This window comes from Rhodobacter sp. (assembly GCA_020637515.1).
GTDB lineage: Bacteria > Pseudomonadota > Alphaproteobacteria > Rhodobacterales > Rhodobacteraceae > Pararhodobacter.
This window is the reverse complement of record JACKKG010000001.1, coordinates 1,661,400-1,684,460: the sequence shown is the minus strand read 5'-3', so window position 1 is coordinate 1,684,460 and position 23,061 is coordinate 1,661,400. Positions and strand designations below refer to the sequence as shown.

The window sequence follows — 23,061 nt, the reverse complement described above, 5'->3', positions numbered from 1 at the left end:
CCTGATGAAACGCCTTGCCTTCGCCCTTGCTCTCCTGGCGCTCCCCGCCGCCGCCCACGAGGTGACCACCGGCAGCCTCGTGATCGACCACCCCTACGCGCTGGAAACGGTGACCACCGCCATGTCCGGCGCGGGCTACATGACCATCACCAACACCGGCAGCGATCCCGACCGCCTGCTGGAAGTGCGGGCCGATTTCCCCCGTGTGACGCTGCACGGCACGCAAACCGACGCGCAGGGCGTGACCCGGATGATTCCGGTCGAAGGCATCGAGATCGCGGCGGGCGAGACGGTGACGCTCGCACCCGGCGGCATGCACGTCATGTTCATGGGGCTCGACGGCGACCCCTTCGAGGAGGGCGAGCGCATCCCCGCCACGCTGGTCTTCGAACGCGCGGGCGAGATCGCGGTGGAATTCTGGGTCGAACCGCGCGACGGCGGCATGACAGGGCATGAGGGGCACGATCACGGCAGTCTCGAGCCTGCCGTCGATCCAGTGCAATCGGCCGCGGTCGAAGCCGCCCTGCGCGATGTTCTGGGTGCCGACACGGATCTTGGACCCGTTGCCATCGCTGGAAATGCCTCGGTCTTGTCATGGCGGGTCGCGGGCGTGGCTGGCCGGGCCTTTCTGCGCGAAGAGGCAGGCGAATGGTCCGTGATCCTCCTTTCGGGGGAAAGCCTGCGCTTTGCTGCGACGTTTCGGTCGCTTGGTCTGCCGCCACGCCGGGCGATTGACCTCGAACAAGCCGTCGCGGCAACCGAGGCGATCCTGACCGCGGAAGAAGGCGCCCGGTATGACGGTTTCGCCGGAACGCTTTTTCTCGGAGACGGCTGATGCCCGTCATTTCAAGCGGAGTCCGTCTGCACCAGCCAGAAACACGAGGTGTCGCGCCCGGCCAACGCCGCATGAATGACCTCGAACTCGCATTGCCCGGCAACGGTAACCCTCACCGCCTTCGGGCGGCAATCAACCTCTGGAGCTGATACCATGAAGACCATTCTACACGCGGCTGCCCTGCTCGCCGCCCTCACAGCCGCCCCGGCCCAGGCCCGGGAAATCACCGACGCCCTTGGCCGGACCGTCGATATCCCCGACACTGTCGATCGGGTGATCTGTTCGGGCCCCGGCTGCCTGCGTCTGCTCACCTATCTCGGCGCCACGGAGATGGTGGTCGGCGTCGACGAGATCGAAACCCGACCCAGTGCCGACGCGCCCCGCGCCTATGCGATCGCCCATCCCGAATTCCGCGACCTGCCACTCATCGGGCAGCATCGCGGGCGCGACAATCCCGAGCTGATCCTCGCGCTCGATCCGGCACCGCAGGTCATCATCAAGACCCTGTCCTCGATCGGTGTCGGGCATGACGATCTGTCGAACCAGACCGGCCTGCCGGTCGTCGCCGTTGACGTCGGCGATCTGGCCGGCGAGCGCGCCGCCTTCGACAGCGCGCTGCGCATCATGGGCGAGGTCGTCGGTCGCGAGGCCCGCGCCGAGGAGGTCATCGCCTTCATCGACGGCCAAATCGCCGAGATGGGCGACCGGGCTGCGCGCTCGAGCGTCGAGGCGCCGGGCGTCTTCATCGGCGGCGTCGCCTTTCAGGGCGCGCAGGGATTCAACAGCACCGAGCCGTTCTATCCGCCCTTTGACATGCTGGGCCTGACCAACCTCGCCCGCGACGGCGCACCGGGAACCGGCCGCCACAGCGTCGTGGCGCGCGAACAGATCGTGGCCTGGGATCCCCAGGTCCTGTTTCTTGATCTTGGCACGGTGCGCGGGCAGGATGTCGGCGGGCTTCACGAGTTGCGCACGGATGCCGCCTATCAGGGGCTGAGCGCGGTGACGCAGGGCAATCTGTGGGGCGTGCTGCCCAATACGCTCTATCACATCGAGGTCGGCTCGATCCTCGCCAATGCCTGGTTCATCGGCACCATCACCCGGCCCGACACGTTCCGCGATGTCGATCCGGTCGCAAGAGCGAACGAGATCGAGACCTTCCTTGTCGGCGCGCCGGTCTTCGATGCGTTCAATGCCGCCTATGACGGGCTGGTATTTCAGCGCGTGTCGGTCGAATGACGGACGCCGCCGCACATATAGGCGCGGGATACCGCGCCTATACCACCCGCAAGCTGGTGATCGTTGCGTTGATCGGGTTGGCGCTGGTCCCGGCGCTGATCGCCGCCTTGTCGCTGGGTCCCGCCGCAATTCCGGCAAATGAGGTCGCGCGCACGCTGATCGGGCTCGAGGTGCCGCGCCGGTCCGAGCTCATCGTCTGGAACATCCGGCTTCCGCAGGCGCTGGCGGCCATTGTCGCCGGGGCCGGGCTGGCGGTGGCGGGAGCGGCAATGCAGTCGATCCTGCGCAATCCGCTGGGCTCGCCCTTCACGCTGGGCATATCGCAGGCGGCGGCCTTTGGCGCGGCCTTCGCGGTGATGATCCTGGACACGGGCACACCGCAGGGCGCGAATGCTGCATCGGTGGCGATCCAGGACCCGACCACCACGACCGCCTCGGCGTTTGCCTTTGCCCTGCTTGCGGCAGCGATCATCACACTGGTCGCCCGCCTGCGCGGGTCCGCGCCCGAGGTGATGGTGCTGACCGGCGTGGCGCTTGGCGCGCTGTTCTCGGCCGGCACGGCCTTCCTGCAATTCTTCGCTGACGATATCCAACTGGCCGCCATCGTTTTCTGGACCTTTGGCGATACAGCGCGGGTGGACTGGTCCGAGTTGAGCATCCTTTCGGCGCTCACTGGAGTAGCCTGTCTCTATTTCCTCGCCCAGAGCTGGAATTACAACGCCATTGACGCCGGCGACGAAACCGCGCGCGGGCTGGGTGTGCGGGTCGACGGGCTGCGCATCTTCGGCATGGTCATGGCCTCGCTGCTGACCGCCGTTTCCATCGCCTTTCTGGGGATCATCGGCTTTGTCGGGCTGGTGGTGCCGCATATGATCCGCCGGGTGATCGGCGCCGATCACCGGTTCCTGATCCCGGCATCGATCTTTGGCGGCGGGCTCCTGTTGTTGCTGGCCGATACCGCGGCAAGACTGATCCTGTCGCCGCATGTGCTGCCGGTTTCGGTGCTGACGGCCTTCATGGGGGCACCGGTCTTCGTGTTTCTCATCCTCAGGGGGCGGCGCTGATGCTACATGTTTCCGAGATCGGTTTCGCCTACCGCAACCGGACGGTGCTTGAGCGCATCGGTTTCGAGCTGCGGCCGGGACGCATCCTCGTCATCCTCGGCCCCAATGGGGTGGGCAAGACTACGCTGATCCGGTGCCTGAACGCGATTCACAAGCCCTCTGCAGGTGCGGTGCTGCTCGAGGGCGAAGACCTGCTGCGGCTCTCGCCACCCCGCATGGCAAAGCGGGTGGGTTATGTCGCGCAACGCACGGAAACGGCGCGGCTGACGGTCTATGACGCGGTGCTGATGGGTCGCAAGCCGCATATGGGGCTGCGGGTCGCCCAGGCCGACCGCGACAAGACCGGAGCCGCCATCGCCCAGCTGGGGCTGGAACCGCTGGCGCTGCGCCATATCGACGAGCTTTCCGGCGGCGAGCTGCAGAAGGTCGCCATCGCGCGCGCGCTGGTGCAGGAACCGCGCCTGCTCTTGCTAGACGAACCGACCAGCGCGCTGGACCTGCGCAATCAGTTCGAGATCCTGACACTGCTGCGCGACGCGGTGCGCGAACGCGGCATGGCCACGGTGATGACGATGCACGATCTGAACACCGCACTGCGCTTTGCCGACGAGGTGCTGCTGATCAAGGGCGGGAACATCCTCGCCCATGTGCCGGCAGACGGGATAACCCCGGATCTGATCGAGGCCACCTATGGCCTGCCGGTCGCCATTCACCATCTCGACGGCGTGCCCGTCGTGGTTCCCCAATTCCGAAAGGACGCATCCCATGCCGCAGAGTGATGCCGCCGCTCTTTGGAGCGAACGCGCGCCCCGCTTTCCCAGCGGGCGAGACCCGGGCCACCGCGCCCGGATGCTGGCGCGTCTCACCCATGTCCCGCAAGCGGCTCTGCCCCGGACCGGGATGCGCTGCCTCGATGTTGGTGCGGGCACCGGTGTCTTTGCGCTCTATGCGTCCGATGAGGGCGCGGATGTCACCGCCACCGATGTTTCCGAGGGGATGCTGGCCCGTCTCTCGGCCAACGATCCCGAACGACGCGTGACGGCGGTCCGCGCCGATTGGAAAGACATCGACCCCGAAGCACACGGCTGGACCGGCGGTTTTGATCTGGTCCTGGCGCAGATGATGCCCGGTGTCCGAACGCCCGAGGATTTTCTCCGCATGGAGGCCTGTTCCCGTGGCTGGTGCGTCTATATCGGTTGGGGCCGCAAACGCCATGACCCCTGGCTCGACGCGGTGTTCGCCGCGCATGGCGCCTCGCTCCCTCTGCCGCCGGGGACGCCGAACGCGCTGGAGCAACTCGTTGCCATTGGGCGCATGGTAACGCCGGTCTGGATCAAAGAGACTTGGCATCCGCAACGCCCAATGGATGCCGCAGTTCCCGATGCGATATCTCATCTGCGGATGCACGGGATCGCGCCGGACTACGACCGCATTATGGCCATGGCACGTACACACGCACGCGGTGGCATCATACTGGAAGGCGCTACGAATGAGATCGGTGTGCTGGCTTGGCACACAGGCCCCTAAGGTCGATTTCATCTTGCCGGGCTCCACCACGGCCTTTAAAAAAATGCCGCCATGTCAAAGTGATGGGCCTTGCTTACATTTTGGCACCCCTCTCAGGGAAGGTCAAAAACGCCGAAGCCGACAGTTGATCGTCATCAAACCTGGGCTGGGGGTGTTCCAAGGCCTCCGTCTTGTCGATGCATTCAATCGTAGCGCCGCGGCCGTTTTTCTCTGCCAGTCGCGATTGAACCAAGTGACGACCTAAACCATCAGTTTCATCAATTAAAAAAATGGCTTAGAGGGTAGAGAAGGTTGGATATCAGGCCCATCCCCTCCGCCATCATCCCTGTTGCGAACACGGACAGGCGCCCATCGCGGCGCGGAAATAGTTGTGTTTTCAATGGGCTTTGCCTCCCCCATGCGAACCTGTGAGCCTACACGCCAAGCCCGTTTCGGGCTCTGAACGGCTCTCCGTCTCTGTTCGGGCGAACCTCGTCAAATTCGGTTCGATCGGATTTTTCCTCGTCTTTCCAATGTCCTGAGTTTCAGAACCGCCAAAACTTCAGGCCTTGCGTCCATCGCCTTCGAGGGGAACAGAGCCGCAACAGGCGAGAGGCGCAGTCGCTGGGTGCGCTGGCCGAATGGTGCGTAGCGGTGGCGGTGTCCGCCCGTGACGAGAACCGGAAAACCCCGACGACAAAAGGACTCGAACTCGTTAGCGTTACAAGGCGCGGGGCGGTGACCGACGGCACCTGCAAACCAGCCATCAGCATAGGGAACGATTTTCAGGAGAGTGCATGGGAACAGTCGATATCATCCCCGACATCCACGGGCAGATCGCCAAACTGCGGGGAGCGCTCGATGCCCTCGGATGGCGGCGGGGTCCGGCGGGCTGGATCCATCCCGACCCGGAGCGGACCATCGTCTTTCTGGGCGACTTCATCGACCGTGGACCAGAGAACCGGGCCGTCATTCACCTGGTGCGCGACCTGATCGACAGCGGCAAGGCCCGCGCGATCATGGGCAACCACGAGCTCAATGCCCTTCAATTCCACACGGCCCACCCCGAGACCGGCCAGCCCCTCCGCACGCATTCGGAGAAGAACCTGCGCCAGCACGCAAGCTTCCTGGCGGAGTTCCCCGTCGGTGCCGTCGAGACCCGCGAGGCGCTGGCGTGGATGCGCAGCCTCCCGCTGTTTCTGGAAGCTGAGGGATTCCGCGCCGTGCATGCCTGCTGGGTCGACCCCACGATCGACCGCGTGCGGGCGCTATCCGGGAACGGCGTTTTGTCCGAAGAGCAGTTGATCCGCGCGGCTGATCCTGCCGACGTGCTTTTCCACCATGCCGAGGAAATCACGAAGGGGCCCGAACACCGGCTTCCCGATGGGTTTGCATTCCGCGACAAAGACGGCACCCACCGGGATCACGTTCGGCTGCAATGGTGGAATGCAGGGGCCCGGACCTGGCGTGACATCGCTATCTCGGTTCCTGTTCCGGATGATCTGCCCGATGGACCACTACCGGGAACCCTGATGGCGCAGACCTATCCCGCCCACGAACGCCCCGTCTTCTTCGGTCACTACTGGCTCAGCGGCAATCCGGTCCTGCAGGCTCCGAACGCGCTGTGCCTCGACTATTCAGCCGGTAAGGATGGGCCGCTGGTCACATACGAACTGCACCCGGGTGAGACGTTGCTCTCCCCCGACCGGGTTTGGCTTCACGCGATCCCTGACTAACCCTTCGTCTCAATCGAACACCCGCTGCGGCTGCTCGTCCCACGGAATGGACGCCACGAAGCAGAGATCGTAGATGCTGATCGCCGAGGGCTCGCGGTGACCGCTTCGTCGCGCGCCGGTTTGCCGAACTTGCGGTGCAAGGTCACGGCCCACAGCGCCACGAAGGCGCGGTGACTCGACAGATGCTGATTGACCGGGTGTTGCTCGGCATAGATCCGATGACCGGGACGAGGATGGACGGCGAGCGAACCGGCAGACTTCACATCGTGCCAAGGACAGCTTCGCGGATCGCGTCGGAAGCTGATTGCGTCGCTGCGGAATCGTACATTCGCCGGACCGTAGAATTCCGCGATGCGAGAGACCTTGCCCGGACATTTGTTGGTGTCGAGCGGCCCCGGTTCGAGGTGATCTTGCCTATCGAAGAGGTCATGGGTCCAGACTTCGGGGCCTCGGTTGAAGGCATCCGGCGCCTTGGGAGCGTTCGGAACCCGCAGGGCATTCAACCCGTCGATTTCGCGAACGGGAGCGTCCACGCCACTTTTGAGTTGGTCCCGGGTGGTGAACCGCATCTCGGAACGCTGTTTCCTGTAGGGTCAGGACACATTGATTTCGGCGTCTCAGAATGATTCACCCCCTGAAAACCGAGCGGTGACATATCTGATCTCTTCTGGCTGAGCGACGCGCAGATGGCGCGTTTGGGCCCTGATTCCCCAAGTCCCTCGGAAAGCCTCGCGTCGACGACCGGCGTGTTCTGAGTGGGATAATCTTCATCAATCGCAATGGCTTGAGCCGGCGGGATGCGCCCAGGAATACGGCCCCACAAGACCCTCTGCAATCGCTGGCGGCGATGGCGGGGGCCGGTCCGTGGTCCGGCGCGGCGGTGCTGTCACAGCGCGTCGGTCTGCGTTCCCATGCGACCGCTGACACATGGCAGCCCGGCCGTCTGGCGACGGGCAGGCTTTTTCTGACGACGGCGGCGATGCCCGGTCCGTTCAGACCGCCAACCCGGCCGGGAAGATCGCCGCCGGAACGGGCGTCAGCGCCGCGCGGTGCGCGAATCCCCGGTTCCGGAAACGCGCGGGTCAGTCGCGCCCGCGGATGATCTTTCCGAAGCTGTCGTAAATCGCGCTGTTGGCAGCGATCAGGTTGCCCGATTCGACCGGATTCTCGCCGTCGCGGATGGGGCCGAAGAAGCCGCCCGCTTCCTTGACCAGCAGCACGCCCGCCGCCACGTCCCAGGCATTCAGCCCGCGTTCCCAGTAGCCGTCATAGCGCCCCGCAGCGACATAGGCGAGGTCCAGCGCCGCCGATCCCCAGCGCCGCACGCCGGCGCAGACGGGCATCAGCCGCGCCAGGTCCTGAAGCGTCGCGGGCAGCGCCGGACGCCCGCCAAAGGGCACGCCGGTGGCAAAGATGCATTCGATCATCGTGCGCCGCCCGGACACGCGCAGGCGGGTTTCGTTCATGAAGGCGCCCAGACCTTTTTCGGCGTAGAACATCTCGTCCTTGGCGGCGTCGAAGACGACCCCGGCGACGATCTCGCCCTTGTGCTCCAGCGCGACCGAGATCGCCCAGTGCGGCAGGCCGTGCAGGAAGTTCGTCGTGCCGTCCAGCGGATCGACGATCCAGCGTCGGGTGGGGTCTGTGCCCTCGGTCTCGCCGGTTTCCTCGCCCAGCCAACCATAGTTGGGGCGGCCCGCCAACAGCTCCTCTTTCAGGATCCGTTCGGCCTCGCGGTCGGCTTTCGACACGAAGTCGCCCGGCCCCTTGGCCGAAACCTGGAGGTTCTCGACCTCGCGGAAATCCTTGACCAGCGACCGGCCCGCTTTGCGGACGGCCTTGATCATGAGATTGAGATTGGCGCTTCCCTGCATACCGGCGGCTCCGTTCTGAACAGAAGGGCCATACGGGAAAGGCGGACGGAAGGAAAGGGGCCCTGTCCCGGTGGCGTCCCGGCGGCGTCCCGGAGGGTGGCCTGCGGCTGGGCGCTGGCCATCGGGGCCCCGGGCCTGCTACATCAGGGAAACACCCGCCGACAGGAGTCGCCATGCTGATCAGACGCCCGCAGGATACGGACCGCGCCGACTGGGAGCGCCTCTATGCCGGCTACGCCGCGTTCTACCAGGTCGAACAGACCGACGCGATGCGCGCGCGTGTCTGGGGCTGGATCCATGACCACGAACACGAGGTCGAGGCCTATGTCGCCCAGGACGATTCCGGCGCATTGGTGGGTTTCACCCATTTCCGTCCCTTTGCCCGGCCCCTGGCCGCTGCCGTGGGCGGGTTCCTGGACGACCTCTACGTCACGCCCGAGGCCCGGGGATCGGGTGCCGCGCGCGCCTTGATCGAGGCCGTCGCCGAGGAAGGCCGCGCGCGTGGTTGGTCCGTCATCCGCTGGATCACCGCCGAGGACAACGCCCGCGCGCGCGCGCTTTACGACAAGCTGGCCAGGGCGACGGCCTGGAAAACCTACGACATCACCCTGTAACCGGCACGGGGCGCCCTTGATTCCCCCGGGCCGACCCCTTAGAGACAGCACGATTCAGACAGGAGCCGTCCGATGCCCGCAGCTTCCGCGCAGCCGCGCCCGACCGCTTGCCTCGTTCTTGCCGACGGAACCATCTTTTACGGTCACGGCTTTGGCGCGACCGGCGAGACGGTGGCGGAACTGTGCTTCAACACCGCGATGACCGGCTATCAGGAGATCATGACCGATCCCTCGTATGCCGGGCAGATCGTCACCTTCACCTTTCCCCATGTCGGCAATGTCGGCGTCAATGCCGACGACGACGAGGCCCAGCAGGCTGTCGCCGAGGGCATGGTGGTGAAATGGGACCCGACCGAGCCCTCGAACTGGCGCGCCGCGGACGACCTGACGCATTGGCTGGCCCGGCAGGGACGCATCGGCGTCGGCGGGATCGACACCCGCCGCCTGACCCGCGCCATCCGGCAGCAGGGCGCGCCGCATGTCGCGCTGGCGCACGACCCCGAGGGGAACTTTGACCTGGATCGCCTGCTGGCGCGCGCGCGCGGCTGGAAGGGTTTGGTCGGGCTCGATCTGGCCAAGGACGTGACCTGCGCGCAAAGCTACCGCTGGAACGAAATGCGCTGGGCCTGGCCCGAGGGCTACAAGCCGCAGACCGCGCCGCGCCACAAGGTGGTCGCCATCGATTATGGCGCGAAGAAGAACATCCTGCGCTGCCTGGCCTCGTCGGGCTGCGACGTGACGGTGTTGCCGGCCTCGGCAACCGCGGACGAGGTGCTGGCGCTGAACCCCGACGGCGTGTTCCTGTCGAACGGCCCGGGCGACCCCGCCGCGACCGGCGAATACGCGGTGCCGATGATCAAGGGCGTTCTGGCCGCGGACTTGCCCGTGTTCGGCATCTGCCTGGGTCACCAGATGCTGGCGCTGGCGCTGGGGGCGCGCACGGTCAAGATGAACCACGGCCACCACGGCGCGAACCATCCGGTCAAGGACCGCGAGACCGGCAAGGTCGAGATCACCTCGATGAACCACGGCTTCACGGTGGACAGCCAGACCCTGCCCGCGGGCGTGCTGGAAACCCATGTCTCGCTGTTCGACGGATCGAACTGCGGCATCCGGCTGGCCGACAAACCCGTCTTCTCGGTGCAATACCATCCCGAGGCCAGCCCGGGCCCGCAAGACAGCTATTACCTGTTCGAACGCTTCGCCGCGGCGATGGACGCGCGCAAGGCCGCGGCCTGACCGATACCGGACACCGGGGCCCGACCCGGGCGGAGGCAGAGGCGTTAACCGCTTGTTAACGCCTGCCCCGCCATGCTGCCGCAAACTGGGGTGGGCGGCATGGGACAGGCAGAGAGTCGCGCGCGCGATCCGGACGGGGCGGTGCACGGCGCCGTCGCCGTCGCCGTGGCGGATTCGGCCGCGCCGCACCTTGCAAGCGTGCCGGCTGACCCGCCACCTGGGATCGCGCGCCCGCAACTGGGCGCGATCTTGCTGCGCAACGGGGCGATCCGCGCCGACGATCTGGTGCGGGCGCTGGAACTTCAGACCCGGCGCAAGGCGCATCTGGGTGACATCCTGCGCGCGCATGGCCTGGCGTCGGATCAGGCGGTCATGGCGGCCCTGGCGGAACAGTTCGGCACCAGCGTGATCGATCCGGCGCACTCGCGGCCCGACCCGCGACTGATCGACCGGCTGGGCCCGCGCCGCTGCCTGCAAATCGGCTGCCTGCCCTGGTCGCGCGCCGGCGCCTGCACCCTGGTCGCCTGCGCCCGCCCCGACCAGTTCCACCTGCACCGCGACGAGATCGAGGCCGCGCTCGGCCCGGTGGCGATGGCCGTGATCCCCGAACCCGACCTGCACGCGGCACTTCTGGGCTCGCGGCGCAGCGCCCTGCGCCTGATGGCCGAAACCTGCGTCGCGGCCGAGGAAAGCTGCCGCTTGTGGAACGGTCAGCGTTTCAGCCGCCTGGCCGCCGCCGCCGCGATCGCGATGCTGGCCGCGACCGTCGCCGCGCCGCTGGCCGCCTTCCTGGGCCTGTTCGGTCTGGTGCTGGTGTTCCTGGTCGCCGGCAACCTGCTGAAGATCGCCGCCGCCATCGCCAACAGCCGCCCACGCGCGGCCGCCGACAGCACCGTCCGCGGGCTGCGCAAGCCGGCGGTGTCGATCATGGTGCCGCTCTATCGCGAACCGGACATCGCGCCGCGCCTGGTGAAACGGCTGGGCGCGCTGACCTACCCGCGCGAGTTGCTGGACGTCATGCTGGTCTGCGAGGAAGACGACCACCTGACCCGCGACGCGCTGGCCGCCAACCGCCTGCCCCACTGGATGCGGGTCATTCCGGTGCCCGACAGCGCCCTGCGCACCAAGCCGCGCGCGCTGAACTATGCGCTCAACTTCGCCCGGGGCGAGGTTATCGGCGTCTACGACGCCGAGGACGCGCCCGCGCCCGACCAGTTGCACCGCGTTGTCGAACGCTTCGCCGCCGCCGGGCCGGACCTGGCGTGCATCCAGGGGGTGCTGGACTATTACAACCCCCGCACCAACTGGCTGAGCCGCTGTTTCACGATCGAATACGCCGCGTGGTTCCGCATGATCCTGCCCGGCCTGGCGCGTCTGGGCCTGGTGGTGCCGCTGGGCGGCACGACATTGTTCTTTCGCCGCGAAACGCTGGACCGGCTGGGCGGCTGGGACGCGCACAACGTGACCGAGGACGCCGATCTGGGCCTCCGCCTGGCGCGGCACGGCTATCGCACCGAACTGATGGACAGCGTCACGCTGGAAGAGGCGAACTGCCGCGTCTGGCCCTGGGTCAAGCAACGCTCGCGCTGGCTCAAGGGCTATGCGATGACCTACGCGGTGCACATGCGCGACCCGGGCCTGTTGTGGCGGCAACTGGGCGCATGGCGGTTCTGGGGGGTGCAGGTGCTGTTCCTGGGCACGCTGGTGCAGTTCCTTCTGGCCCCGATTCTGTGGAGCTTCTGGCTGATGCTGTTCGGGATGGGCCATCCGCTGACCGCCGCCCTGCCGCACGGCGCGCTGACCGGGGTGGCGGCGATGTTCCTGCTGTCCGAGGTCGCCGGGCTGGCGATCAACATCGCCGCGCTGAAAAGCCCCCACCACCGGTTCCTCAGGCCCTGGACGCTGAGCCTGCACCTGTATTTCCCGCTGGCCGCCGTCGCCGCCTGGAAGGGCTGCTGGGAAATGATCTCGAGCCCGTTCTACTGGGACAAGACGACCCACGGCATCCACGACACGGCCGCCACCACTGGGCCGGTGCGCGGCCCGGTGAGCGGTTCCTAGCGGCCCTGGCGCCGGCGGTCGCCCGATTCCAGCTTGAGCCGGGTCTCGAACGCCCGGCTGATATGGTCGCGCAACGCCTTGTCGGCGCCGTCGCCATCGCCCCGGGCAATCGCCTCGACCATCAGGTCGTGTTCGTCCAGAGCCGCCTGGCCGCGGCCCTCTGCCTCGAGCGAGGTGGTCGCCAGCAGGGCCATCGAGCGGTGCACCAGGTCCAGTTGCTGGATCAGGAACCGGTTGTGCGAGGCGAGGTGGATCTGCTTGTGGAACCGCTTGTTCGCCCGGCTCAGCGCCTTGGGGTCGTTCACCAGCTTGCGGTCGTCGGCCACCATGTCGCGCAAGACGCGCACCTCTTCGACCGAGGCGTGCTTGGCCGCGAGCCGGGCCGCCAACCCTTCGAGCTGGGCACGCACGACATAGAGCTCGGCCAACTGGTTGTGATCGAGCGACGCGACAATCAACGAGCGCCCGTCGCGGGTCAGCAGCGACTGCGTTTCCAACCGCTGCAACGCCTCGCGGATCGGCGTGCGGGACACTCCGAACCGTTCCGCCAGTTCCGATTCCACCAAACGGTCGCCGGGACGATAGGTGCCGTCGTCGATCGCGGCCAGGATCAACGTGTAGGCATCGAGCAGCGGCGGTCGAATGTCGGTCATGGGGTCCTCCAAGGGCGGGAAGACTAGAGGCGGGAGAGGCCTGTGAAAAGCCCTGATTCGCCGCCTGCGACCTTGCGTATCGGGGCGCGTCACGGTAGCCCTGCCCCATGCCCGCCGCTCGCTTCCTGCATGTCGATACCTGGGTGTTCGACCTGGACAACACGCTGTATTCCCCCAGCGTGCGCCTGTTCGACCAGATCGACCGCAAGATGACCGATTTCGTCATGCGCACCACCGGCGCCAATCGCGCCGAATCGGACCGCCTGCGACACGGCTACTGGCAGACCTATGGCACCACGCTGGCCGGGCTGATGGCCCATCACGGCGTGGACCCGGTTCCCTATCTGGTCGAGGTTCACGACATCGATTTTTCGGTGCTGGAGCCCGACCCCGCGCTGCGCGCGGCGATCGGCCGGCTCAAGGGGCGGCGGATCGTCTATACCAACGGCTCGGCCCCTTATGCCCGTCGGGTGATCGCGGCGCGCGGCCTCGACGGGCTGTTCGACGCGGTCTACGGGGTCGAGGACGCCGACTATCACCCCAAGCCCCAGGCCGAGGCCTTTGCGCGCGTCTTTGCCAAGGACGGGCTGACGCCGGCGCGCGCCGCCATGTTCGAGGACGACCCGCGCAACCTGCGCATTCCCCACGCGCTGGGCATGCGCACCGTCCTGGTCACGCCCGAGGCCCAGCACCACGCCCATGTGCACCACCACACCGACGATCTGGCAGACTTTCTGAGCCGGCTCTAGGCGCGGGGTCGGGGTGGCAACGAAGGGGGGTGGGGGGGCGGTTTCGCCCTCGGCCGACAGCATTCCATGCTGTAGCCCTCGGGCGACCGGGTGCGGCGCTGACGCGCCGCGCGAAGGCCCGCGATGACGGGTCACGACGCCGCACCCTCCGCGACCCCTTGCCACACTGCGGCAACGCGCCCGATAGGCACGGCGCCGCCCAAAGACATATCCGGTGAAAACCTTTAACCCGGAGTTATCAATGGCCAGTGCCGACATCGCCCTCGCCCGCCGTCCCGCCGTCTATCGCCTGCCGATCCTGGGCGCGATCGCCCGCGAATGGGCCGAAGGCGACGCCGACTTTCCGCTCTACCTGATCCTGGCGCTGGTCTCGGTCTGGGGGCTGGCGATCGTCACCTGGGGGTTGCCGGCCTTGTATCTGCCGGCGGTCGTCGCCTCGCCGCTGATGATCGTCGTGCTGGTGGCGATCAGTCGCGGCTGAGTTGCCTCGCCTCGGCCGCCGCGATGCGCTAAGACGGGCGCAAAGCGGCGGAGGCGATGATGCGACAAAGGGTCGATGTGCTGGTCTCGGGCGGCGGCGTCGCGGGACTGGCGGCGGCGGCGGCATTCGGCGCGGCGGGCTATTCGGTGCTGTGCGTCGATCCCGCGCCGCCTGTCACCTCGGGCGAGGCCCCGGGCGCGGACCTGCGCACCACCGCATTCCTGCAACCCTCGATCCCGGTTCTGAGCGCCGCGGGCCTGTGGCAACGGCTGGAACCCCACGCGATGCCCTTGCAGGTGATGCGCATCGTCGATGCCGGCGGCGCCGAGCCCGTGGCCCGCATCACGCATGATTTTGATGCCGCCGACGTGTCCGCGCAACCCTTTGGCTGGAACCTGCCGAACTGGCTGCTGCGGCGCGAGTTCGTCGCCCGGCTGGCCGAGCTGCCCAACGTCGATTTCCGCCCCGGCACCGCCTTTCGTGGGCTTCTCACCCGCGAGACCGAGGCGCTGGTCACGCTGTCCGATGGCGAACGGCTGTCGGCGCGGCTGGTCGTCGGCGCGGATGGGCGCCACTCGCCGGTGCGCAAGGCCCTGGGCATCGATGTGACGACCACGCGCTACGGACAAAAGGCGCTGGCCTTTGCCGTCACCCACCCCGACCCGCACAACAACGTCTCGACCGAGATCCACCGGTCGGGCGGGCCCTTCACGCTGGTGCCCCTGCCCGATCACCAGGGCATGCCGTGCTCGGCCGTGGTGTGGATGGAAACCGGCCCCGAGATAGAACGCCTGCGCGCCCTGCCCCGCGCCGCTTTCGAAGCGGCCATGAACGCGCGCTCGTGCGGCCTGTTCGGGTGGCTGGAACAGGCCAGCCCGCTCACCGTCTGGCCGATCATCACCCAGTTGGCCGACCGCTTCAACGGCCAGCGCACCGTCCTGATGGCCGAGGCCGCGCATGTCGTGCCGCCGATCGGCGCGCAGGGGTTGAACATGAGCCTCGGCGACCTGAGCGCGCTGATGGACCTGGCGGATCCGGCGACGCTGGGCGAGGCCGGCCCGCTGAACGCCTATCACCGGCGGCGCTGGACCGAGGCCCGGATGCGACTGGCGGGGGTTGATCTGCTGAACCGCGCGTCGATGATCCGGTCGCGCCCGCTCAGGGACCTGCGGGCGGGGGCGCTGCACGCGCTCTATTCGCTGTCGCCCGTGCGCCGCGGGCTGATGCAACTGGGTATCGGCATGCGCTGAGGGCCGGCGGCCTCGCGCGGCGCTTCAGCGCCGCGCCGGGTCGCCCGAGGGCTGCGGCATGGAATGCCGCCGGCCGAGGGCGAAACCCACCCTTGCAGCCCACCCTCACAGACGGTCGCGCGGCACCGGCACCAGGCCAAGCTGCTGCGCCGCGTCCAGCGACAGAATGGCACTGTCCAGCCCGCGCGGCGCCTGGTAACGGCGCACCGCCGCGGCGGTTTCGGCGTCCATCACCCCGGTGACCGCGCCACCATGCAACCCCCGCGCCGCCAGCGCGCGCTGCAACGAGGCGATGGTATCGGGGCCCATCTGGTCGGGGCAGGGAACCGCGAACAGCCGGTCCTCGGCCGGGTGCAGCACGCGCGTGCGCGGCTGGCGCTCGCCCGTGGGGCCCACCGCGACCAGGTCGGTCGCGGTGCGGGCGGGCACGCGGTCGGTCGCCCAGCAGGCCGCGCCCTCGACGGGCGACAGCGAAGCGGGCGCGGCCTCGTCGCGGCGCACCTCGGGTTCGGGCGGGTTCACCTGGCAGGCGGCCAGGCCGGTGGCCAGCACGCAGGACAACAGAACGGGGGCGATTCGGCGCATCATGGGAACAGGTCCGATTCGGCGGATTGTTTCGGGTCTCGACCCAGTCTATCCCCCGAAAACGGGGCAAATTCCGGGCAGCACCGTGGCGCGCGCGGCACCTTTTGGCGGCCGCCTGTCTCTGGTCAAAAGCCGCGGCTTGCCCTATGTCGGACACGACAGAACCGCTGACAGACCCTGACGAGGCACCCATGGTCAAGATCACCTATATCGAGTTCGACGGCACCCAACATGTCGTCGACGTCGCCCCCGGACTGACCGTCATGGAGGGCGCGCGCGACAATGGCGTCAAAGGGATCGAGGCCGATTGCGGCGGCGCCTGCGCCTGCTCGACCTGCCATGTCTATGTCGATGCCGCCTGGATCGACCGGCTGCCGGCCAGGGACCCGATGGAAGAGGACATGCTGGACTTCGCCTATCAGCCCGACCCGCGCCTGTCGCGCCTGACCTGCCAGCTCAAGGTCACGCCCGAACTCGAGGGGCTGGTCGTGCGGATGCCCGAACGGCAGATCTGACCGATGGCCGTCCCCGTGCGCAGGCAGGTGCAGATCTGGGGGGCCGTCGCGGCGGTGCTGGTGCTGCTGCTGTGGTTCCTGGGGGACGTGGTGCTGCCCTTCGTGCTGGGCGCGGCGGTGGCCTATTTCCTGGACCCCGTCGCCGACGCGCTGGAACGGCTGGGCCTGGGGCGCACGACGGCCACGGTGCTGATCTCGCTGGTGGCGGTGTCGCTGTTCCTGCTGGCGACCCTGCTTCTGGTTCCGTTGCTGGCGCAGCAGACCCAATCGCTGATCGCCGCGCTGCCGCGGCTGACGGAAACCCTGACGACGATCCTGACCGAACGCTTCCCCTCGCTGGTCGATGCCGATTCGACGCTGCGGCAGTCCCTGCGCGGCCTGGGCGAAGCCCTGCAATCGCGCGCGGGCGAGCTGGCGAACGCGGTCCTCGGCTCGGCGCTGTCGGTCATCAACCTGGCGATGCTCGTCGTCGTGGTCCCGGTGGTCGCGTTCTACATGCTGCTCGACTGGGATCACATGATCGCGCGGATCGATGCGATGCTCCCGCGCGAACACGCCGCCGGCATTCGCGCGCTGGCCCGCGACATCGACCGGACCGTCGCCGCCTTCGTGCGCGGCATGGGCACGGTCTGCCTGGTGATGGCGGTCTATTACTCGGGTGGCCTGATGCTGGTGGGCCTGCAATTCGGACTGGTGATCGGGCTGATTGCCGGACTGATCACCTTCATCCCCTATGTCGGCGCGCTGATGGGTGGCGTGCTGGCGCTGGGCATGGGACTGGTGCAGTTCTGGGGCGACTGGTTTTCGCTGGCGATGGTCGCGGCGGTCTTTGCCCTGGGCCAGTTCCTGGAAGGCAACGTGATGACCCCGCGCCTGGTCGGCCGGTCTGTCGGCTTGCACCCGGTCTGGCTGATCTTCGCGCTCAGCGTCTTTGGCGCGCTGTTCGGCTTCGTCGGGATGCTGGTTGCGGTACCCGTCGCGGCGGCGATCGGTGTCCTGGCGCGCCACGCGGCCGCGGTTTACCTGGGCTCGTCCCTTTATACCGGCCCCGAGGGAGAGGCCGATGACGACCCCACCGCGCGCTGAACAACTGCCGCTGGACCTGCCCGCCGATCCGGCCATGGGCCGCGCCGACTTCCTTCAGGCCCCGTCGAACGCGCTGGCGCTGGCCACGATCGAGGCCCCGGGCGGCCTGCCGCGCGGCATCGCGGTGCTGAGCGGCCCGGGCGGCAGCGGCAAGACCCATCTCGCCCGGATCTGGGCCAGCCGCGAGGGCGCGCGCTGGCAGCCCGCGGACCGCCTGGCGCGGGACCTGCCCGGGCTGCTGGCCACCGATGGCCCCCTGGCCCTGGCCCTGGACGACGCCGACCGCCTGGCCGGCGATCGCGCCGGCGAAGAGGCGCTGTTCCATCTGCTCAACCATCTGCGCGGCCGCGGGCAGATCCTGCTGACGGCGACGCATCCGGTGCGCGACTGGGGGCTGGCCTTGCCCGACCTGGTCTCGCGGCTGACCGCGGCCACGCATCTGACCCTGGCCGAACCCGACGAGGCACTGCTCGGCGCGGTTCTGGTCAAACTGTTCGCCGACCGCCAGCTCAGGGTCGATCCGGCGCTGATCGCTTACCTGCTGGGCCGCATGGAACGCTCGCTCGGGGCCGCCCGGCGGCTGGTCGCCGACCTCGACGCGCGCTCGATGGCGCGCAAACGTCCCGTCACCCGCGATCTGGCGCGGGACCTGCTTGCCCAGCCCCTCGACAGCGACGGTCCGGACACGGCATAATGAAACCGTCGCAATTGCTTGGTAACGCCCCCCGAATGAGCACCGCAGACTTCCTTCACGGCCCGTTTCCTGACCCCATCGACCCGCCCCCGGGTTTCGATCCCGCCTCGCCGGGCCGGTTCTTCAACCGCGAACTGTCGTGGGTGGCCTTCAACTGGCGGGTGCTGGACGAGGCGTCGAACCCGCGCGTGCCGTTGCTGGAACGGGTGCGGTTCCTGTCGATCTCGGCCACGAACCTGGATGAATTCTACACCGTCCGCGTGGCCGGTCTGCGCGAATTGCACCGGGCGGGGAACACCACCCCTTCGATCGACGGGCTGACCGCGCAGCAGCAGCTCGCGCAGATCGACGAGGACGCCCGCGCCCTGTTGCAGACCCAGCAAGAGGCCTTTCGCGTGTTGCGCGCCCTGCTGGAGAACGAACGCATCACATTGCTGGACCGCGCCGCGCTCAGCCCCGAGGACCGCGCCTTTCTGGACGACTATTTCCTGTCCAACGTGTTCCCGATGCTGTCGCCGCTGGCCATCGACCCGGCGCACCCGTTTCCCTTCATTCCGAACGCGGGCCACTGCCTGGCGCTTCAGATCGAACGCCGCGCGGACGGATTGCGCCGCAACGCGCTGCTGCCCGTGCCGCAACAGATCGACCGCTTCATCCGCCTGCCCGCCGACAACGGCGCGCTGCGCTTCCTGCCGCTCGAGGAACTGCTGCTGGACCAGGTGCAGGCGCTGTTCCCCGGCTATGCGGTGCGCAATTCCTGCGCGTTCCGGGTGCTGCGCGATTCCGACATGGAGGTCGAGGAAGAGGCCGAGGACCTGGTGCGCGAATTCGAAGTCGCCCTGAAGCGCCGGCGCCGCGGCGAAGTGGTGCGCCTGACGATGACGGCCGGCGCGGAGCCCGCGCTGAAATCCCTCATCATGGATGAATTGTGCGTGGCCCCCGAGGAAATCGTCGATCTGGACGGTCTGCTGGGCATGGCCGACCTGAAGGAACTGGTGGTGGATGCACGGCGCGACCTGCAATGGCCGCCCTTTACCCCGCGGGTGCCCGAGCGGGTGCAGGATCACGACGGCGACATGTTCTCGGCGATCCGCCAGAAGGACATGCTGCTGCACCACCCCTACGAGACATTCGACATGGTGGTGCGGTTCCTGGAACAGGCGGCGCGCGACCCGAACGTGCTGGCGATCAAGCAGACGCTCTATCGCACGTCGCGCGACAGTCCGATCGTTACCGCCCTGTGCGAAGCCGCCGAGGCGGGCAAATCCGTCACCGCCTTTGTCGAACTGAAAGCGCGCTTTGACGAAGCCGCCAACATCCGCCAGTCCCGCCGGCTGGAACGCGCCGGCGCGCATGTCGTCTACGGGTTCATCCACTACAAGACGCACGCCAAGATTTCCGCCGTGGTGCGACGCGAGGGGGACAAGCTGGTCACCTATACCCATTGGGGCACCGGCAACTACCACCCGATCACCGCGCGCATCTACACCGACCTCAGCCTGTTCACCTGCGAACCGGCGCTGGGGCGCGATGCGGCGCGGGTGTTCAACTACCTGTCCGGCTACGCGCAACCGGCACAGCTGGAGAACCTGGCGATCTCGCCGCTGACGCTGAAGGATCGCCTGCTGGAACTGATCGCGCGCGAGGCCGACCACGCCCGCGCCGGACGCCCCGCGCAGATCTGGGCCAAGATGAACTCGCTCATCGACCCCGACGTGATCGACGCGCTCTATGCCGCCTCGCAGGCCGGGGTGCGGATCAGCCTGGTGATCCGGGGCATCTGCGGGCTCAGGCCGGGAATCCGCGGCTTTTCCGAAAATATCCGGGTGAAATCCATCGTTGGCCGATTCCTGGAACATTCGCGCATCGTCTGCTTCGGCTCGGGGCACGGGTTGCCGGGCGAACAGGCACGGGTGTTCATCTCGTCCGCCGACTGGATGGGGCGCAACCTGATGCGCCGCGTGGAAACCCTGGTCGAGATCCAGAACCGCACGGTCAAGGCGCAGATCGTGCAGCAGGTCATGGCCGCGAACCTCTATGACGAAGCGCAGAGCTGGGTGCTGGACAGCGCCGGGCGCTACTTGCGCGCGACGCCGGACCCGGACACGCCCGACGACCGGCCGATGTTCAGTTGCCACCGCTTCTTCATGGAAAATCCCTCGCTCTCGGGGCGGGGGTCGGCGGGGGCGCAGGACGTTCCCGCGTTGGCCCATGCGCCCGATTGAGGCGCACCATGACGCAGGGGCAGGTGTCCGCGCGCGGTTGACGCCGCGGCGCGGCGCTGCCTACATGCTGTAACGCCCCCCCCGCCAAGGATTCGAGGACGGCCGTGACAACCACCGACACCGCAACCCCGCCCCCCGCTGAAACGCCGGTTCGCGGCCATGTCGGGGAACCGATCACCGACGACGAGGCGGTGCGCGGGCTCGAACGCGTGGGCGTGATCGACGTGGGCTCGAACTCGGTCCGGATGGTGGTTTTCGACGGCGCCGCCCGCTCGCCGGCCTATTTCTTCAACGAAAAGATCCTGTGCGGACTGGGCCGGGGACTGGCCGAAACCAACCGCCTGCACCCCGAGGGGCGCAGCCGCGCGCTGGCCGCGATCACGCGCTTTGCCCTGCTGGCCGCCGAGATGCACCTGACCAGCCTGACCATGGTCGCCACCGCGGCGGTGCGCGAGGCCATCGACGGCGAGGCCTTCAAGGCCGAGGTCGAGGCCGCGACGGGCCTCGAGATGGACATCATCCCGGGCAGCGAGGAAGCGCGGCTGTCGGCGCAGGGCGTGCTGCTGGGCTGGCCCGGCGCGCGAGGGCTGGTCTGCGACATCGGCGGATCGTCGATGGAACTGGCGGAGATCGGCGACAACACCGTCGGGCGGCGCGTCAGCACCACGCTGGGCCCGTTCCGGCTGCAACAGATCAAGGGCGGCAAAAAGGGCCTGAAGGCCCATATCGCCGCGACCTTGAAGCAGGTCGCGACCGAGGTCGGCACCGGGCACAAGGCGCTCTATCTGGTCGGCGGGTCGTGGCGCGCCCTGGCACGGCTGGACATGGCGCGGCGCGGCTATCCCCTGACCGTGCTGCACGAATACGAGATGACACCCAAGTCGATCCGCAAGACGATCGACTGGCTGGCGACGCAGGACCTGCGCAAGCTGCGCGAACAGACCGGCATTTCGCCCGAGCGCATCGCGCTGGTGCCGCTGGCGACCGTGGTTCTGCGCCAATTGCTGAACGTCTTTCGGCCGCGCGAAATCTTCATTTCCAGCTATGGCATCCGCGAGGGCATCCTGTTCGAACAGATGCCCGAGGACCTGCGCGCCCGCGACCCGCTGATCGAGGCCTGCCGCCACCTCGAGGGGGCCTCGGCGCGGGTGCCCGGCTTTGGTCGGCGGCTGTTCGAGTTCCTGCAACCCCTCTATCGCCACGCGCCGCCCGAACGGATGCGCCTGATCAAGGCCGCCTGCCTGCTGCACGATGTGAACTGGCGCGCGCACCCCGACTATCGGTCCGAAAGTTGCTTTGACACGGCAACGCGGGCCAATCTGGGCGGGCTCGACCACAAGGGACGGGTCTATCTGGGGCTGGCGCTGATGAACCGCTACAAGTCGCCCGGCGCCGACAGCCGGCTGACCCCGGTTCTGAAACTGCTCAACGACGAGGAAATCCGCCACGCGATCATGCTGGGCCGTGCGATGCGCTTTGGCGCGATGTTCTCGCTGGGTCGGCCCGATCACGCCGGCGAGTTGCGCTATTTCCCCAAGAAAAAGGTGCTGGAACTGGTCCTGCGCCCGGCCAGCCGCCCGTTGTTCGGCGAGGTGGCCGAACAGCGTTTTCAGTCGCTGGCCAAGACGCTGGGCGTGACCACGGTGTTGCGCGTCGGGCGCGCTCAGAGCTCGAAAGGATCGGTCGCCGCCGACGAGCCGGCATCCGGCTGATCGCTGTCGGGGCGCCCGGCATCGGGGGCGGCCGAATCCTGCGGGCGGCGGCGGCGAATCAGGATGTCGCCATTGGGCAGAACCTCGGGCGCGTGCCAGCCCGTCAGGTCCCCCATCAGCCGGCCCAGGTCGCGAAACCAGGGGTCCACCGCGCCCAGCAAGTCCCCCATCATGTCGCTCATGCGCCCGGGCACATCCGCGCGGGCGCCCTGCCCGGCCATCAGCGCCAGCGCCAGCGCGACGGCAATCGCCGCGCCCCTCATGCCGCGTGCCTCTGGCGCACTTCTTCCCAGGCGTTGTTCAACGCCTTGAGCCGCTCCTCGGCCAAGGCGACGGCCTCGTCGGGAACGCCCCGCGCGCGCAGCGAATCCGGGTGGGATTCGCGCACCATCCGCCGCCACGCGCTGCGCGCCTGGTCCAGCGTCGCATCGTGCGGCAATTCCAGCAGTTCGAAGGGGTCGGGCCGCTCGCCCGGCACGACGCGGGCCTTGATCGCGCGGAAACAAGCCTCCTCCAGGCCGAAAATCCCGGACACCTGCTGCAAGAACGCCTCTTCGGCGGGGTGAAGGCTGCCGTCGGCCATGGCGACGTGAAACAGCCCTTCGACCAGATCCTTCAGCACCGGATCACGCGGCGGAAACAGCGCGGCGATCTTGCGCGCATAGGCGTCGAACCCGGCCACGTCCTGGCGCGCCAGATTGAACACCCGCGCCGCGTGCGGCTCGTCGCCCGGCGGGATGGTAAAGACGGCGCGGAACATCGCCACCTCATCACGGGTCACGGTGCCATCCGCCTTGGCCAGCTTGGCGCCCAAGGCGATCACGCCGATGGTAAAGGCGACCGACCGTTCGGGGCGGACGCGCAGACGGTCGAACACCGCGCTGAGCGGTTCGCCCGCGCGCAGGGCCTCGACGGCATCGGTGATCCGGGTCCAGAGCGACAT

At 67.8% G+C, this 23,061-nt stretch carries 23 protein-coding genes and 1 pseudogene; 18 read left to right on the top strand and 6 right to left on the bottom strand.

The features are described 5' to 3' along the window. Nucleotides 1–4: 4 nt before the first annotated feature. The 6 genes from H6900_08195 (at nucleotide 5) to H6900_08170 (ending at nucleotide 6,380) form a co-directional block, all read left to right on the top strand. Entirely contained in the window at nucleotides 5–835 is an 831-nt protein-coding gene (locus H6900_08195) for a copper chaperone PCu(A)C (protein ID MCC0073258.1), read from the top strand. A 153-nt stretch (nucleotides 836–988) separates the two neighbouring features. Next, nucleotides 989–2,074 (top strand): ABC transporter substrate-binding protein, encoded by a 1,086-nt coding sequence (locus H6900_08190; GenBank protein ID MCC0073257.1) that lies wholly within the window; start codon nucleotides 989–991, stop codon nucleotides 2,072–2,074. Further along, nucleotides 2,071–3,138 carry an iron ABC transporter permease gene (locus H6900_08185; protein MCC0073256.1) on the top strand — a complete coding sequence of 356 codons (1,068 nt, stop codon included), beginning with the start codon at nucleotides 2,071–2,073 and terminating at the stop codon, nucleotides 3,136–3,138. The genes H6900_08190 and H6900_08185 overlap by 4 nt, the downstream gene beginning before the upstream one ends. Then, nucleotides 3,138–3,917, top strand: coding sequence for an ABC transporter ATP-binding protein (locus H6900_08180; GenBank protein ID MCC0073255.1), 780 nt, complete (start codon nucleotides 3,138–3,140; stop codon nucleotides 3,915–3,917). Before H6900_08185 ends, H6900_08180 begins: the two co-directional genes overlap by 1 nt. A gap of 70 nt (nucleotides 3,918–3,987) precedes the next feature. Then, nucleotides 3,988–4,665: a class I SAM-dependent methyltransferase gene (locus tag H6900_08175; protein MCC0073254.1), complete on the top strand. Its 678-nt coding sequence runs from the start codon at nucleotides 3,988–3,990 to the stop codon at nucleotides 4,663–4,665. A gap of 776 nt (nucleotides 4,666–5,441) precedes the next feature. Continuing rightward, a complete protein-coding gene (locus H6900_08170; protein MCC0073253.1) occupies nucleotides 5,442–6,380 on the top strand; it encodes a metallophosphoesterase in 939 nt (312 codons plus the stop codon). Here the strand turns inward: H6900_08170 and H6900_08165 are convergent. Beyond that, nucleotides 6,377–6,949, bottom strand: a complete 573-nt coding sequence (locus H6900_08165; GenBank protein ID MCC0073252.1) for a hypothetical protein — start codon at nucleotides 6,947–6,949, stop codon at nucleotides 6,377–6,379. The two genes, H6900_08170 and H6900_08165, sit on opposite strands and share 4 nt — an antisense overlap. Nucleotides 6,950–7,033: 84 nt before the next feature. Here H6900_08165 and H6900_08160 point away from each other — a divergent pair. Next, nucleotides 7,034–7,231, top strand: a pseudogene (locus tag H6900_08160) (transposase). A gap of 231 nt (nucleotides 7,232–7,462) precedes the next feature. Here H6900_08160 and H6900_08155 read toward each other — a convergent pair. Then, a complete protein-coding gene (locus tag H6900_08155; protein MCC0073251.1) occupies nucleotides 7,463–8,254 on the bottom strand; it encodes an inositol monophosphatase in 792 nt (263 codons plus the stop codon). Nucleotides 8,255–8,427: 173 nt separating this feature from the next. Between H6900_08155 and H6900_08150 the strand changes: the two genes are divergently transcribed. The 3 genes from H6900_08150 (at nucleotide 8,428) to H6900_08140 (ending at nucleotide 12,168) form a co-directional block, all read left to right on the top strand. Next, entirely contained in the window at nucleotides 8,428–8,868 is a 441-nt protein-coding gene (locus H6900_08150) for a GNAT family N-acetyltransferase (protein MCC0073250.1), read from the top strand. Nucleotides 8,869–8,940: 72 nt separating this feature from the next. Then, nucleotides 8,941–10,107, top strand: a complete 1,167-nt coding sequence (carA, locus tag H6900_08145; protein ID MCC0073249.1) for a glutamine-hydrolyzing carbamoyl-phosphate synthase small subunit — start codon at nucleotides 8,941–8,943, stop codon at nucleotides 10,105–10,107. Nucleotides 10,108–10,179: 72 nt separating this feature from the next. Then, nucleotides 10,180–12,168, top strand: coding sequence for a glycosyltransferase (locus H6900_08140; protein MCC0073248.1), 1,989 nt, complete (start codon nucleotides 10,180–10,182; stop codon nucleotides 12,166–12,168). Here H6900_08140 and H6900_08135 read toward each other — a convergent pair. Next, nucleotides 12,165–12,821: a GntR family transcriptional regulator gene (locus H6900_08135; GenBank protein ID MCC0073247.1), complete on the bottom strand. Its 657-nt coding sequence runs from the start codon at nucleotides 12,819–12,821 to the stop codon at nucleotides 12,165–12,167. The genes H6900_08140 and H6900_08135 overlap by 4 nt on opposite strands. A 107-nt stretch (nucleotides 12,822–12,928) precedes the next feature. Here H6900_08135 and H6900_08130 point away from each other — a divergent pair, with 107 nt between their 5' ends. The 3 genes from H6900_08130 to H6900_08120 all read left to right on the top strand — a co-directional run bounded on the left by H6900_08130 (nucleotide 12,929) and on the right by H6900_08120 (nucleotide 15,301). After that, complete coding sequence (locus H6900_08130; protein MCC0073246.1) at nucleotides 12,929–13,570, top strand: pyrimidine 5'-nucleotidase; 642 nt, start codon at nucleotides 12,929–12,931, stop codon at nucleotides 13,568–13,570. 241 nt (nucleotides 13,571–13,811) lie between these two features. Beyond that, a complete protein-coding gene (locus H6900_08125) occupies nucleotides 13,812–14,051 on the top strand; it encodes a hypothetical protein (GenBank protein ID MCC0073245.1) in 240 nt (79 codons plus the stop codon). A gap of 59 nt (nucleotides 14,052–14,110) precedes the next feature. Next, nucleotides 14,111–15,301, top strand: a complete 1,191-nt coding sequence (locus H6900_08120) for a UbiH/UbiF family hydroxylase (GenBank protein ID MCC0073244.1) — start codon at nucleotides 14,111–14,113, stop codon at nucleotides 15,299–15,301. A gap of 105 nt (nucleotides 15,302–15,406) precedes the next feature. Here H6900_08120 and H6900_08115 read toward each other — a convergent pair whose 3' ends face one another. Further along, the gene (locus tag H6900_08115) at nucleotides 15,407–15,889 is read right to left on the bottom strand and encodes a peptidoglycan-binding protein (GenBank protein ID MCC0073243.1); all 483 of its coding nucleotides are present in this window, start codon (nucleotides 15,887–15,889) and stop codon (nucleotides 15,407–15,409) included. A gap of 188 nt (nucleotides 15,890–16,077) precedes the next feature. On the opposite strand from H6900_08115, the gene H6900_08110 reads away from it, so the two are divergent. The 5 genes from H6900_08110 to H6900_08090 all read left to right on the top strand — a co-directional run bounded on the left by H6900_08110 (nucleotide 16,078) and on the right by H6900_08090 (nucleotide 22,118). After that, the gene (locus H6900_08110) at nucleotides 16,078–16,401 is read left to right on the top strand and encodes a 2Fe-2S iron-sulfur cluster binding domain-containing protein (GenBank protein ID MCC0073242.1); all 324 of its coding nucleotides are present in this window, start codon (nucleotides 16,078–16,080) and stop codon (nucleotides 16,399–16,401) included. Nucleotides 16,402–16,404: 3 nt separating this feature from the next. Further along, nucleotides 16,405–17,487, top strand: a complete 1,083-nt coding sequence (locus H6900_08105; GenBank protein ID MCC0073241.1) for an AI-2E family transporter — start codon at nucleotides 16,405–16,407, stop codon at nucleotides 17,485–17,487. Further along, nucleotides 17,465–18,181: a chromosomal replication initiator DnaA gene (locus H6900_08100; GenBank protein MCC0073240.1), complete on the top strand. Its 717-nt coding sequence runs from the start codon at nucleotides 17,465–17,467 to the stop codon at nucleotides 18,179–18,181. Before H6900_08105 ends, H6900_08100 begins: the two co-directional genes overlap by 23 nt. 35 nt (nucleotides 18,182–18,216) lie before the next feature. Further along, nucleotides 18,217–20,406, top strand: coding sequence for an RNA degradosome polyphosphate kinase (locus tag H6900_08095; GenBank protein MCC0073239.1), 2,190 nt, complete (start codon nucleotides 18,217–18,219; stop codon nucleotides 20,404–20,406). A 245-nt stretch (nucleotides 20,407–20,651) separates the two neighbouring features. Next, nucleotides 20,652–22,118, top strand: coding sequence for a Ppx/GppA family phosphatase (locus H6900_08090; GenBank protein MCC0073238.1), 1,467 nt, complete (start codon nucleotides 20,652–20,654; stop codon nucleotides 22,116–22,118). Here the strand turns inward: H6900_08090 and H6900_08085 are convergent. After that, the gene (locus H6900_08085) at nucleotides 22,070–22,381 is read right to left on the bottom strand and encodes a hypothetical protein (GenBank protein ID MCC0073237.1); all 312 of its coding nucleotides are present in this window, start codon (nucleotides 22,379–22,381) and stop codon (nucleotides 22,070–22,072) included. The two genes, H6900_08090 and H6900_08085, sit on opposite strands and share 49 nt — an antisense overlap. Then, nucleotides 22,378–23,061 (bottom strand): molecular chaperone DjiA, encoded by a 684-nt coding sequence (locus H6900_08080; protein MCC0073236.1) that lies wholly within the window; start codon nucleotides 23,059–23,061, stop codon nucleotides 22,378–22,380. The genes H6900_08085 and H6900_08080 overlap by 4 nt, the downstream gene beginning before the upstream one ends.